General features: G+C 70.7%; 14 protein-coding genes. 11 read left to right on the forward strand and 3 right to left on the reverse strand.

The genetic code is table 11. The features are described from left to right. The first annotated feature begins 2 nt into the window (after positions 1-2). Genes plsX through PHC73_RS00585 form a run of 11 tightly spaced genes read left to right on the forward strand, consistent with a single transcriptional unit; the run spans position 3 to position 9,179 of the window. The gene (gene plsX, locus PHC73_RS00535; RefSeq protein WP_366949762.1) at positions 3-1,019 is read left to right on the forward strand and encodes a phosphate acyltransferase PlsX; all 1,017 of its coding nucleotides are present in this window, start codon (positions 3-5) and stop codon (positions 1,017-1,019) included. After that, positions 1,016-1,984, forward strand: a complete 969-nt coding sequence (locus tag PHC73_RS00540; protein WP_366949765.1) for a beta-ketoacyl-ACP synthase III — start codon at positions 1,016-1,018, stop codon at positions 1,982-1,984. Before plsX ends, PHC73_RS00540 begins: the two co-directional genes overlap by 4 nt. Before the next feature lie 32 nt (positions 1,985-2,016). Next, entirely contained in the window at positions 2,017-2,952 is a 936-nt protein-coding gene (fabD, locus tag PHC73_RS00545) for an ACP S-malonyltransferase (RefSeq protein WP_300123608.1), read from the forward strand. Positions 2,953-2,972: 20 nt separating this feature from the next. After that, positions 2,973-3,722, forward strand: a complete 750-nt coding sequence (fabG, locus tag PHC73_RS00550) for a 3-oxoacyl-ACP reductase FabG (RefSeq protein ID WP_366949763.1) — start codon at positions 2,973-2,975, stop codon at positions 3,720-3,722. Positions 3,723-3,777: 55 nt separating this feature from the next. Beyond that, entirely contained in the window at positions 3,778-4,026 is a 249-nt protein-coding gene (acpP, locus tag PHC73_RS00555; RefSeq protein ID WP_300123609.1) for an acyl carrier protein, read from the forward strand. 37 nt (positions 4,027-4,063) lie between these two features. After that, positions 4,064-5,305 (forward strand): beta-ketoacyl-ACP synthase II, encoded by a 1,242-nt coding sequence (gene fabF / locus PHC73_RS00560; protein ID WP_300123610.1) that lies wholly within the window; start codon positions 4,064-4,066, stop codon positions 5,303-5,305. Between the two features lie 33 nt (positions 5,306-5,338). Then, on the forward strand, positions 5,339-6,367 hold the full coding sequence (gene mltG, locus PHC73_RS00565; RefSeq protein ID WP_300123611.1) for an endolytic transglycosylase MltG: 1,029 nt from the start codon (positions 5,339-5,341) through the stop codon (positions 6,365-6,367). Further along, on the forward strand, positions 6,364-6,984 hold the full coding sequence (gene tmk / locus PHC73_RS00570) for a dTMP kinase (protein ID WP_300123612.1): 621 nt from the start codon (positions 6,364-6,366) through the stop codon (positions 6,982-6,984). Before mltG ends, tmk begins: the two co-directional genes overlap by 4 nt. Continuing rightward, a complete protein-coding gene (gene holB, locus PHC73_RS00575; RefSeq protein ID WP_300123613.1) occupies positions 6,981-8,030 on the forward strand; it encodes a DNA polymerase III subunit delta' in 1,050 nt (349 codons plus the stop codon). Before tmk ends, holB begins: the two co-directional genes overlap by 4 nt. Continuing rightward, the gene (locus PHC73_RS00580) at positions 8,008-8,370 is read left to right on the forward strand and encodes a PilZ domain-containing protein (RefSeq protein ID WP_300123614.1); all 363 of its coding nucleotides are present in this window, start codon (positions 8,008-8,010) and stop codon (positions 8,368-8,370) included. Before holB ends, PHC73_RS00580 begins: the two co-directional genes overlap by 23 nt. Before the next feature lie 2 nt (positions 8,371-8,372). Next, positions 8,373-9,179 (forward strand): TatD family hydrolase, encoded by an 807-nt coding sequence (locus PHC73_RS00585; RefSeq protein WP_300123615.1) that lies wholly within the window; start codon positions 8,373-8,375, stop codon positions 9,177-9,179. Here PHC73_RS00585 and ubiG read toward each other — a convergent pair. Genes ubiG through PHC73_RS00600 form a run of 3 tightly spaced genes read right to left on the reverse strand, consistent with a single transcriptional unit; the run spans position 9,118 to position 11,892 of the window. Further along, positions 9,118-9,846, reverse strand: a complete 729-nt coding sequence (ubiG, locus tag PHC73_RS00590; RefSeq protein WP_300123616.1) for a bifunctional 2-polyprenyl-6-hydroxyphenol methylase/3-demethylubiquinol 3-O-methyltransferase UbiG — start codon at positions 9,844-9,846, stop codon at positions 9,118-9,120. The two genes, PHC73_RS00585 and ubiG, sit on opposite strands and share 62 nt — an antisense overlap. 11 nt (positions 9,847-9,857) lie before the next feature. Continuing rightward, positions 9,858-10,832: a ferrochelatase gene (gene hemH / locus PHC73_RS00595; RefSeq protein WP_300123617.1), complete on the reverse strand. Its 975-nt coding sequence runs from the start codon at positions 10,830-10,832 to the stop codon at positions 9,858-9,860. A gap of 37 nt (positions 10,833-10,869) precedes the next feature. Then, the gene (locus PHC73_RS00600; RefSeq protein ID WP_300123618.1) at positions 10,870-11,892 is read right to left on the reverse strand and encodes a class I fructose-bisphosphate aldolase; all 1,023 of its coding nucleotides are present in this window, start codon (positions 11,890-11,892) and stop codon (positions 10,870-10,872) included. Positions 11,893-11,948 lie beyond the last annotated feature (56 nt).

Genomic DNA, 11,948 nt, shown 5'->3' on the forward strand with positions numbered 1-11,948 from the left:
CATTGAGCCTGGTGGTTGCCGTGGATGCCATGGGGGGTGATCACGGCCCCTCGGTGGTGGTTCCCGCGGCGATCGGCTTTGTGCGCCGCCACCCCGGCGTGCACCTGGTCCTGGTCGGCGACGAGGCGACCGTGCGCGGCCTGTTGCCCGCCGATGCCGACGCGCTGCCGCTACAGGTGCAGCACGCCAGCCAGGTAGTCGGCATGGACGAGCCGCCGGCCAAGGCGCTGCGCGGCAAGAAGGACTCGTCCATGCGCGTGGCCATCGACCTGGTGGCCGCCGGGCGGGCGCAGGCCTGCGTGAGCGCCGGCAACACCGGCGCACTGATGGCCACCGCCCGCTTCGTGCTGCACATGCTGCCCGGCATCGAGCGGCCGGCCATCGTGCGCGCCCTGCCGACCCTGCGCGGCGAAACGCACGTGCTGGATCTGGGCGCCAACACCGAATGCAGCGCCGAGCAGCTGTGCGAGTTCGCCGTCATGGGCGCGGTGCTGGTGGAGGCGCTCGGCAAGCAGACCAACCCGAACGTGGGCCTGCTGAACATCGGCAGCGAGGCAACCAAAGGCACCGACACCGTGCAGCGCGCCGCCGAGCTGATCCGCGCCACCGGCCTCAACTTTTACGGCTACGTCGAAGGCGACGACATCTATGCCGGCACCACCGACGTGGTGGTGTGCGACGGCTTCGTCGGCAACGTGGCACTCAAGACCAGCGAGGGACTGGCGCGCATGATCGGTCAGGTAATGCGTGAGGAGTTCACGCGCACGCCACTGCGCCGGCTGGGCGCGTTGCTGTCCCGGCCGGCGCTGCAGGCGCTGCGCAAGCGCCTGGACCCGCGCGCCTACAACGGCGCCAGCCTGCTGGGTCTGCCGGCGCCGGTGATCAAGAGCCACGGCGGCGCCGACGTGGTCGGCTTCACGCAGGCCATCGCCGAAGCGGCGGCGCAGGCCAGGGCGAAGGTGCCGCAACGCATCGGCGAACGCCTGGCCGAGTTCCTGCCGCAGACGCTGACGGCCTGATGTACTCGCGCATCATCGGCACCGGCAGTGCCCTGCCGGAACGCGTGCTCACCAACGCCGAGCTGGAGGCGATGGTCGACACCAGCGACAAGTGGATCTTCGAGCGCACCGGCATTCGGCAGCGGCGCATCGCCGCGCCCGGCGAGACGTCGACCGACCTTGGCGACACTGCCGCGCGGGCGGCGCTGGCCATGGCGGGGCTGGCGCCGTCCGACGTCGGCCTGGTGGTGGTGGCCACCTGCACGCCGGAGAAGGTTTTCCCCAGCACCGCCTGTCTGCTGCAGAACCGTCTGGGCATCGCCGGCGGTCCGGCCTTCGACGTGGTCGCCGCCTGTGCCGGCTTCATCTATGCGCTGTCGGTGGCCGACAGCCTGCTGCGCGGCGGCGTCGCCGACACCGCGCTGGTGGTCGGCACCGAAACCATGTCGCGCATCATCGACTGGCAGGACCGGCGCACCTGCATCCTGTTCGCCGACGGCGCTGGCGCCGTGGTGCTGCGGCGCGACCGGACGCCGGGCATCCTGTCCACGCACCTGCACGCCGACGGTAAATACAAAGACCTGCTGTGGGTGCCCGGCTGGGTGTCGGACGACTACGCCACGCTCGCCGAACATCCACCGCACATGGTGATGGAGGGCTCCGAGGTGTTCCGCGTGGCGGTGGAAAAACTCGGCGAGTCGGTGGAAGAGGCGCTGGCGGCCAACGGCCTCGACAAATCCGCCATCGACTGGCTGATCCCGCACCAGGCCAATCTGCGCATCATCGCCGCCATTGCCAGACGGTTGCGCCTGCCGATGGAGCAGGTGGTGCTCACCATCGCCGAACACGGCAACACCTCGGCCGCATCGGTGCCGCTGGCGCTCGACGTGGCGGTGCGCGATGGGCGCGTCAAGCCCGGTCAGACGCTGCTGCTCGAGGCCTTCGGCGGCGGCTTCGCCTGGGGTTCGGCGCTGCTGCGCTTCTGATTGCCCCGCCTTCCTCGCTGCGGATTTCGGACATGAGTTTGGCATTGGTATTTCCCGGACAGGGCTCGCAGTCGGTCGGCATGCTCACCGCGCTGGCGGGCGAGTTCCCGCAGGTCGAGCAGACCTTCGCCGAGGCGAGCGAAGCGCTCGGCTACGACCTGTGGCAGCTGGTGCAAAACGGCCCGGAGAGCGAGCTGCAGCTCACCGCCGTCACGCAGCCGGCCATGCTGACCGCCGGCGTCGCGGTGTGGCGGGTGTGGCAGGCCGCCGGCGGGCCGATGCCGGCCGTCATGGCCGGCCATAGCCTTGGCGAATACAGCGCGCTGGTGTGCGCAGGGGCGCTGCCGTTCGCGCAGGCCGTGCAACTGGTGCGCCAGCGCGGCGAGTACATGCAGCAGGCGGTGCCGCTCGGCACCGGTGCCATGGCCGCCGTGCTCGGGCTCGAGCGCGCCGCCGTCGAGGCCGCCTGCGCCGCCGCCTGCACTGCCGACGAGATCGTCGCGGTCGCCAACTACAACGCGCCGCTACAAAGCGTGGTCGCCGGCCACACCGCCGCGGTGGCGCGAGCCGGCAGCGCCGCCCAGGCGGCCGGTGCCAAGCGCGTGGTGACGCTGCCGGTCAGTGCCCCTTTCCATTGCAGCCTGATGCGCCCGGCGGCCGACGCGCTGGCGCCGGCGCTCGCCGCCGCGCACATCACCCCGCCGGCCATTCCCGTCATCAACAACGTGGATGTGGCGGCCGCCAGCGAGCCCGAGGCCATCCGCGATGCGCTGATCCGGCAAATCTACTCGCCGGTGCGCTGGGTGGAAGTCATCGAGGCGATGGCGGCGCGCGGCGTCACGCGGGTGGTCGAGTGCGGACCCGGCAAGGTGCTGGCGGGCCTCACCAAGCGTATTTGCAGCGAGCTCGACAGCCTGTTCGTGCAAGACCCGGCCAGTCTGCGCCAGGCGCTGGCGGCGTTGGCCTGAACATTTCGAGGAACGCAGCGATGGAGATTCGACTGGACGGCGAAGTCGCGCTGGTGACCGGCGCCAGCCGCGGCATCGGCCGGGCCATCGCGCTCGAGCTGGCGCGGGCCGGGGCGACGGTCGTCGGCACCGCCACCAGCGAGGCCGGCGCACGGCGCATCGGCGAGGAGCTGGCTGCCGCCGGCCTTTGCGGCAGCGGCATGGTGTTCAACGCCGCCGACCGGGAAGGCACCGCGGCGCTGGTCGACGCCATCAAGACCGCCCACGGCGCGGTGTCCATCCTGGTCAACAACGCCGGCATCACCCGCGACAACCTGCTGCTGCTGCTCAAGGACGAGGACTGGGACGTGGTGCTGGACACCAATCTCGGCGCGGCGTTTCGTCTGGCGCGTGCCTGCGCCCGCGGCATGACGCGCGCCCGCCGCGGACGGATCATCAACATCGGCTCGGTGGTCGGTGCCATGGGCAACGCAGGACAGGTAAACTACGCCGCCGCGAAGGCGGGCCTGGCCGGCTTCACCCGCGCCCTGGCGCGCGAACTGGCCAGCCGCACCATCACCGTGAACACGGTAGCACCGGGCTTCATCGAAACCGACATGACCGCCGCCCTGAATGCCGACCAGCGCGATGCGCTGCTGCAATCGGTGCCGCTGGCCCGCTTCGGCGAGCCACGGGAAGTGGCGGCGCTGGTCACGTATCTGGCCTCGCCGCTGGCGGGCTATATCACCGGCCAGACGCTTCACATCAACGGCGGCATGTACCTGGCCTGAGCAGGTCGTGCCGTTTCAGACCTTTTTGTTTTTCCCCTGGGAGGGTTAGTGAGCCATGAGCAGCATCGAAGAGCGCGTCAAGAAAATCGTCGTCGAGCAATTGGGCGTCAAAGAGGACGAGGTCACCAATGACTCGTCGTTCGTCGACGACCTGGGCGCCGACTCGCTGGACACGGTCGAGCTGGTGATGGCGCTCGAGGAAGAGTTCGAGTGCGAGATCGCCGACGAGGCCGCCGAGAAGATCACCACCGTCCAGGAAGCCATCGACTACGTCGAGAAGGAACTGGCCTCGCGCGGCAAGTGAGCTTGGCCGGCACATTCCACCGCGGGACGGCCAAAATTTGAGCAAGCGACGGGTCGTCATCACCGGGCTTGGCATGCTCAGTCCGCTCGGACTGGACGTGCCGACCTCCTGGGCCGGCATCCTGGCCGGCCGCAGCGGCATCGGGCCGATCACCGCATTCGATACCAGCGCGTTCAGCGTGCGCATCAGCGGTGCGGTCAAGGGTTTCGACGTGGGGCGCTACCTGTCCCCCAAAGAAGCCCGCAAGATGGACCCGTTCGTGCATTACGGCATTGCGGCAGCGGAGGAAGCGCTGCGCGATGCCGGGCTCGAGGTGACGCCCGACAATGCCGAGCGCATCGGCGTGGCGATCGGCTCCGGCATCGGCGGCCTGCCCGGCATCGAGGCCGGGCACCTCGACTACCTGAACGGTGGCCCGCGTCGCATCTCGCCGTTCTTCGTGCCGGGCAACATCATCAACATGGTGGCCGGCAACGTCTCGATTCGGTTCGGCCTGAAGGGCCCGAACCTGGCGGTGGTGACGGCCTGCGCGTCGGCCACGCACAGCATCGGCGACTCGGCGCGGCTGATCGAATACGGCGATGCCGACGTCATGTTGGCCGGCGGGGCCGAGATGGCCACCTCGCCCATGGGGCTTGGCGGCTTTGCCGCGGCGCGTGCGCTGTCCACCCGCAACGACGAGCCGGAGCGCGCCAGCCGCCCCTGGGACCGCGACCGCGACGGCTTCGTGCTGGCCGACGGCGCCGGCATCCTGGTGCTGGAAGAACTGGAACACGCCAAGCGGCGCGGTGCCCGCATCTACGCGGAGTTGCTCGGCTACGGCATGAGCGGCGACGCTCACCACATGACGCAGCCCGACGCCAGCGGCGACGGCGCCTACCGCTGCATGCGCCTGGCGCTGCACAACGCCCGCCTGGACCCGACCGACGTCCAATACGTCAACGCCCACGGCACCTCCACGCCGGCCGGCGACGTGGCCGAGACGGTGGCGATCCGCCGCGCCTTCGGTGCCCACGCCGACCGCCTGGCGGTCAGCTCCACCAAGTCCATGACCGGCCACTTGCTGGGCGCCGCCGGCGGCGTCGAGGCCATCTTCAGCGTGCTGGCATTGCGCGACCAGGTGGCCCCGCCGACCATCAACCTCGACCATCCGGGCGAGGGTTGCGACCTGGACTACGTGCCGCACAGCGCGCGGCCGATGCGGCTCGAGCGGGTGATCAGCAATTCCTTCGGTTTCGGCGGCACCAACGCCACGCTGGTGTTCGGCCGCCTGCGCTGAGTGTCCCGGCGCGCCTGCCCCATGCCGCGCCCCATGCCCCGTGTTGGTGTCATCACCGCGCGTCGCCTCGGCACCGCGCTGGCGCTGGCATGCTGCATCGTGGTGGCGACGCTCAGCTGGATCGGCCACCAGGCGGCGACGCCTTTGCAGCCGATCGGCGGCGACAGCGTCGAGGTCCTGCCCGGCCAGACCCTGGCCGGCGTCTTGAATGCGCTGTCCGCCGAGGGACGCCTCGCCCATCCGGGCGCCATCCGCGTATGGGCGCGCCTGACCGGCCGCGGCGATCGCATCGTCGCCGGTGAGTACGCCATCACCGCCACCACCACGCCGGCCCGGCTGCTGGCCGACTTTGCCGCCGGGCGGGTGCGCCAGTACGCCGTGCGTGTGCCGGAAGGGGCGACCTTTCGCGAAGCGCTGGCGGCACTGTGGGCCTCGCCGGTGCTCCGGGCCACGCTGGGTGGGGCCAGCGACGCCCAGATCATGGCGGCGTTGGGCTCACCGGGCCTGCCGGCCGAGGGTTGGTTCCTGCCGGACACCTATTTCGTCACCCGCGGACAGAGCGATCTGGACGTGTTGCGCCGCAGCCATGCCGCCATGCGGGCGCACCTCGACGCGCTGTGGCAACGGCGCGGGCCGGGTGCGCCCGCCGTCATGGGCGATGCCGTCACACTCGCCTCGCTGGTCGAGAAGGAAACCGGCCGCGACGACGAGCGCCCGCTGGTCGCCGCCGTGCTGCTGAACCGGCTGCGCCTGGGCATGCCGCTGCAGATCGACTCGACCGTCATCTATGGCCTTGGGGCGCACTTCGACGGCAACTTGCACCGCCGGGACCTGCGCACGCCCACGCCGCACAACACCTACACCCAGCGCGGGCTGCCGCCGACGCCGATCGCCTTGCCGAGCTTGGCATCATTGCGCGCCGTGCTGCACCCGGCGGCGGTCGATTATCTGTATTTCGTCGCCCGCGGCGACGGCAGTCATGTGTTTTCGAGCTCGCTCGACGAGCACAACCGGGCCGTCGACTGCTATCAGCGGCGACGCGCCGAGCGCTGCCGGTCGTGAACGAGGGGCGCTTCATCACGCTCGAGGGCTTGGAAGGCGCCGGCAAGACCAGCCGGGCCGGCGAGCTGAAGGCGTTTCTCGAACGGCGCGGCAAGCGTGTGCTGCTCACCCGCGAGCCCGGCGGCACGGCGCTCGGCGAGCGCCTGCGCGAGCTATTGCTGAGCCCGACCGCCGAGCCGATGGCGCCGCTGACCGAGCTGCTGCTGATGTTCGCCGCCCGCAGCGAGCACGTGATACAGGTCATCCTGCCGGCGCTCGCCGGCGGCCAGTGGGTGCTGTGCGACCGCTACGTGGATGCCAGCTACGCCTACCAGGGTGGCGGACGTGGCCTCGGCGAGGCGCCGGTGGCGGCGCTCGAGGCGCTGCTGCCGGCCCGCGCCCGCCCGGACCTGACCTTGCTGCTCGACCTGCCGGTCGAGATGGGCCTGGCGCGCGCCAAAGGTCGCGGCCCGGTGGATCGCTTCGAGCAAGAAACGCTCGCCTTTCACCAGCGCGTGCGCGACGCTTATCTCACGCGCGCCCGCCGCTGGCCACAGCGCTACCGCATCATCGACGCCAGCGCCGATCCCGAAACCGTGCGCGGCGCCATCGAGGCCGCCGTGGAACCGCTGTTGTGAACACGCCGCTGCCCTGGCATCAGGCCCAGTGGCGTGCCGTGCTCGGCGCCCATGCCGCAGGGCGCCTGCACCACGCCCTGCTGGCGGCGGGCCCGCCCGGCGTCGGCAAGGCGGCGTTTCTGGCCGCCCTGGCGGCTCGTCTGCTGTGCGAGTCGCCCCACGACGGACAACCGTGCGGCCACTGCCGTGGCTGCCGCCAGCACGCCGCCGGCAGCCACCCCGACTGCATCGTGTTGAGCCCGGATCACCTGAACCGGCCGGTGCTCAGCGCCTACCCCGGCCAGCGCTGCCAGTACGACACCGCGCGCAAGAAACCATCGACCGTGATCAACGTCGAGCAGGTGCGCGAGCTCGGCGAGCGCCTGCACGCCAGCGCGCACTACGGCGGCTACAAGCTGGCCGTGCTGCTGCCGGCCGATGCGCTGAACACGGCCGCTGCCAACGCGCTGCTCAAGCTGCTCGAGGAACCGCCCGACAACACGCTGTTCCTGCTGCTGTCGCAGCGCTTGACGCAGCTGCCGGCCACCGTGCGCAGCCGCTGCCAGGTGCTGCGGTTTCACACGCCAACACCGGCGCAGGCGCGCGCCGCGCTGGAACCGGGCGAGCACGCGCCGCTGGCGCTGGAGCTCGCCGGTGGCGCGCCGCTGCGGGCGAGCGAACTGCTGGCGCTCAACATCGGCGCGGTATGGCGGGCGGTGTGCGCCGGACTCGATGCCCTGCTCGGTGGTGAAACCGACCCGCTGCAGCTGGCGCGTGACTGGCTGAAGCTGCCGCAGGAGGCGCTCGACGCGGCCTTGTACGGCTGGCTGCGCCGGGCGCTGCGCCGCGCGGCCGGACTTGCCGGCGGCGAGCCGGTGCCGCTGGCGCGCCTGCACGCTTTCTGGCGCGAACTTGAGGATTTTCTTCGCCTGCGCGAGCATCCGCTGGTCAAGGAACTGGCCTTGCAGCGCCTGCTGTATACGCTGTGGACAGCGGGCGGCGCGCCGCGAATGCCGCCCCCTACTGCGACACCCCGGAGCCGTCATGGCGGATCACCCCTCACCTGAAACACCCACCGGCGTGCTGGCGGTCACCATTCGCGACAAGAACGCGCTGTATGCGTCGTACATGTCGTTCGTGAAGGGCGGCGGCCTGTTCATCCCCACCACGCGCGCGGTGCGGCTGGGCGACGAGCTGATCCTGCTGCTCACCCTGATGGACGAAACAGAGAAGATTCCGGTCGCCGGCAAGGTGGTGTGGATCACCCCGCGCGGCTCGCAAAACGGCAAGGTGGCCGGCGTCGGCGTGCAATTCGTCGACGACGAGAGCAGCCGCGTGGCGCGCAACAAGATCGAGACCTACCTCGCCGGCACGCTGGCCAGCGAGCGGCACACCCACACCATGTGAACATGCTGGTCGATTCGCACTGCCACCTGGACCTGATCGACCCCAGCCTCGAACGGGTCGCCGCTGTGCTGGCGCAGGCCGCGCAGGTCGGCGTGGGGCACATGCTGTGCGTGAGCGTGAGCCTGGCCAACGCGCCCGTGGTGCGCACGCTGGCGGCGCGCCATGCGCAGGTGTCGGCCTCGGTCGGCGTGCACCCGAACCACCTGGGTGACGACGAGCCGGACGTGGACGCGCTGGCCCGCCTGGCGGCCGATCCGCTGATCGTCGCCGTCGGCGAAACCGGCCTCGACTATCACTACGGCGCCGACCACGCGGCGCTGCAGCAGACGCGCTTTCGCAGCCACATCCGTGCCGCGCGCGAAGTGGGCAAGCCGCTCATCGTGCACATGCGCGAGGCCACCGACGACACGCTGCGCATCCTCGCCGAAGAGCGTGCGCAGGACATCGGCGGCGTGATGCACTGCTTCACCGAAGACTGGCCGACCGCGCAGCGGGCGCTCGAACTGGGCTTCCACATCTCGTTCTCGGGCATCGTCACCTTCAAGAGCGCCGAGCCGATCCGTGACGCCGCCCGCCGCGTGCCGGCCGAGCGCCTGCTGGTCGAGACCGACGCGCCGTATCTGGCGCCCGTGCCGCACCGTGGCAAGCAGAACCAGCCGGCCTACGTGCGCCAGGTGGCCGATTGCGTGGCGGCGCTGCGCGACCTGACGCCGGCCGAGCTGGACGCGCAGGTGACGGAAAACTTCTTCAAACTGTTCCCGCTGGCACGGCGTGGTGAGCCGGCTTGCGCGCCGCCAGCAGGTAGTTGACGTCCACCGAGCGGCGCAGGAAGGCGCGCCGCCGCAGCGGGTCGTAGCCCAGACCGCTCACGTCCACCACCTCGAGGCCGGCCGCCCGGCACAGGGCGCCGAGCTCGGCCGGACGCAGGAAGCGGGCGTAGTCGTGCGTGCCGCGCGGCAACAGGCGCAGCACGTACTCGGCCGCCAACACCGCCTGCAGGTAGGCTTTCGGCGTGCGGTTCAGGGTCGAGAAAAACGCCAAACCGCCCGGCGCCAGCAGGTCCGCGCAGGCGCGCACCAGACCGGCCGGGTCGGGCACGTGCTCGAGCAGTTCCATGCAGGTGACCACCTCGAAGCGGCCAGCCGCCTCGCGCGCCAGGTCCGCTGCCGCCACGGCGCGATAGTCGATCGCCAGCCCCTGCTCGGCGGCGTGTTCGCGCGCCACCGCCAGTGCCTCGGCGGCCAGGTCGATACCGGTCACGTTGGCCCCGGCGCGCGCCAGCGCCTCGCTCAGCACCCCGCCGCCGCAGCCGACGTCCACCGCCCGCGCACCGCGCAGGCGCACGTGACCGGCGATCCACGCCACACGCACCGGATTGATGTCGTGCAGCGTGCGCAGCGGGCCTGTCACGCTCCACCACTCGGCCGCGTGGGCGGCGAACTTGGCGGTCTCGGCCGGGTCGACGTTGGCATGCATGGTGGACTCCGTCACGCGTCGCTCGGCCCCAGCCGCGCGCGCACCAGGCCGGCCAGCGCATCCAGCCAGGCCGGGCTGTCGTTCAAACAGGCAATGTAGCGAAATTCACCGCCACCGGCGGCCTGAAACGCGTGCCGGCCGCCGATGGCGATCTCCTCCAGCGTCTCCAGGCAGTCGGCCACGAAACCGGGGCAGATCACGTCGGCGCGGCTCAGCTTCTGCTCGCCCCAGTCGCGCAGCACAGCGTCGGTGGCGGGCGTGAGCCAGCGCGCGCGCCCGAAGCGGGACTGGAAGGCGAGTTGCCAATGGTCGGCACCAAGACCGAGCGCCTGCGCCAGCGCCTGCGCCGTGCGCCGGCACTGCTCGGCATAGGGATCGCCGCGGTCGACGTTGCGCTGCGGCAGGCCGTGGAAGGACATCAACAGCCGCTCGCCGCGGCCGTGTGTGGCCCAATGCGCGCGCACGCTCGCCGCCAGCGCCCCGACGTAGCCGGGGTGATCGTGGAAATCGGCGACGAAATCGAGATGCGGCAAACGCATGGCGCGCCGCAGCGCGCCGGCCAGCGCATCGAACACCGCCCCCTGCGTGCTGGCGGACTGCTGCGGAAACAGCGGCAGCACCACGATCCGCTCACACCCGGCGAGCTCGCCTAGACCCTCCGCGAGCGCCGGCGCGCCATAAGTCATGGCGTACGCCACGCGCACGCCCTGCCCTGCCAGTCGCGCCGCCAGGCCCTGCGCCTGCCGGCGGGTGTTGACCAGCAGCGGCGAGCCCTCGGGCGTCCAGATGGAACGATACAAGCGCGCCGAGCGGCGCGGGCGGGTGTTCAGGATGATGCCGCGCAGGATCGGCTGCCACAGCAGCGCCGGCAGGTCGACCACCCGCCGGTCGCTCAGGAATTGCTTGAGGTATTGGCGCACCGCCGCCGCGGTGGGCGCGGCGGGACTGCCGAGATTGACCAGCAGCACGCCGGCACGATCACCCACGGGCGAGGCTCTGCGATCGGCCGGCGCTTGTGCGACCTCAGGCCGCCTGCTCCATCTCGGGCCGGTACTCGCCGCGGCAGGCGGCGCTGTTGAGCCGCGCCCGCTTGAGCAGCGCCCGCTGCCCGGCGGCGACGTTTTCCTTCTTGCCGCCCCAGGCCTTCAGTGCCGGCGCCTGCAGCGCGCGGCCATAGGAGAAGCTGAACACCCACGGATGCTGGACGCCCATGGCGTTGATGGCGTTCAGGTTTTCGGTAGCCTGCACGTCGCCCTGCCCACCGGACAAGAACATGATGCCCGGCACCGCCGCCGGCACGGTGCGCCGGAAACAGCGCACCGTGGCCTCGGCCACCTGCTGGGCGCTGGCCTGCACCGGACAGTCCTTGCCGGAAATGACCATGTTGGGCTTGAGCACCATCAGCTCCAGCACCACGCCCTCGGCCACCAGCGCGTCGAACACGGCGTGCTGCACCGCCTCGGTGACCTCGAAGCAGCGCTCGATGGTGTGGGCGCCGTCCATCAGCACCTCCGGCTCGACGATCGGCACCAGCCCGGACTGCTGGGTGATGGCGGCATAGCGCGCCAGGCCCTGGGCGTTGAGGCGAATGTTGCGCCACGACGGCAGCTGGTCGGTGATGCTGTACACGGCGCGCCATTTGGCGAAGCGCGCGCCGAGCTGGTAGTACTCCTCGTAGCGCTTGGCCAGGCCGTCGAGCCCCTCGGTCACCTTCTCGGCGCTGCCTGGCGCCATCGGCACCGTGCCTTTGTCAACCTTGATACCCGGCACGATGCCCTTGGCCTGCAGGATGCTCACCAGCGTGCGGCCGTCGTCGGTGCGCTGGCGGATGGTTTCGTCGTACAGGATGACGCCCGAGATGGCCTGCTCCAGGCCCTCGGTGGTGAACAGCATCTGCCGGTAATCACGGCGGTTGGCCTCGGTGGACTCCAGGCCGATGCTGTCGAAACGCTTTTTGATGGTGCCGCTGCTCTCGTCGGCCGCCAGCAGGCCCTTGCCGCGGGCGATCATGGCGCGGACCGTGGCTTCGAGTTCAGTGGTATTCATGGGAATGGACTCCTGAGACTGGCTGGACGGGCCTGGGCTGCATGCGCAGGCATGGT

This window comes from Immundisolibacter sp. (genome assembly GCF_028696615.1).
GTDB lineage: Bacteria > Pseudomonadota > Gammaproteobacteria > Immundisolibacterales > Immundisolibacteraceae > Immundisolibacter.

Bases quoted from the DNA above. Each gene is read 5' to 3' on its own strand.
- fabD (WP_300123608.1), top strand. From the start codon at position 2,017: ATGAGTTTGGCATTGGTATTTCCCGGACAGGGCTCGCAGTCGGTCGGC.
- fabG (WP_366949763.1), top strand. From the start codon at position 2,973: ATGGAGATTCGACTGGACGGCGAAGTCGCGCTGGTGACCGGCGCCAGC.
- acpP (WP_300123609.1), top strand. From the start codon at position 3,778: ATGAGCAGCATCGAAGAGCGCGTCAAGAAAATCGTCGTCGAGCAATTG.
- mltG (WP_300123611.1), top strand. From the start codon at position 5,339: ATGCCCCGTGTTGGTGTCATCACCGCGCGTCGCCTCGGCACCGCGCTG.
- PHC73_RS00580 (WP_300123614.1), top strand. From the start codon at position 8,008: ATGGCGGATCACCCCTCACCTGAAACACCCACCGGCGTGCTGGCGGTC.
- PHC73_RS00585 (WP_300123615.1), top strand. From the start codon at position 8,373: ATGCTGGTCGATTCGCACTGCCACCTGGACCTGATCGACCCCAGCCTC.
- ubiG (WP_300123616.1), bottom strand. From the start codon at position 9,846: ATGCATGCCAACGTCGACCCGGCCGAGACCGCCAAGTTCGCCGCCCAC.
- PHC73_RS00600 (WP_300123618.1), bottom strand. From the start codon at position 11,892: ATGAATACCACTGAACTCGAAGCCACGGTCCGCGCCATGATCGCCCGC.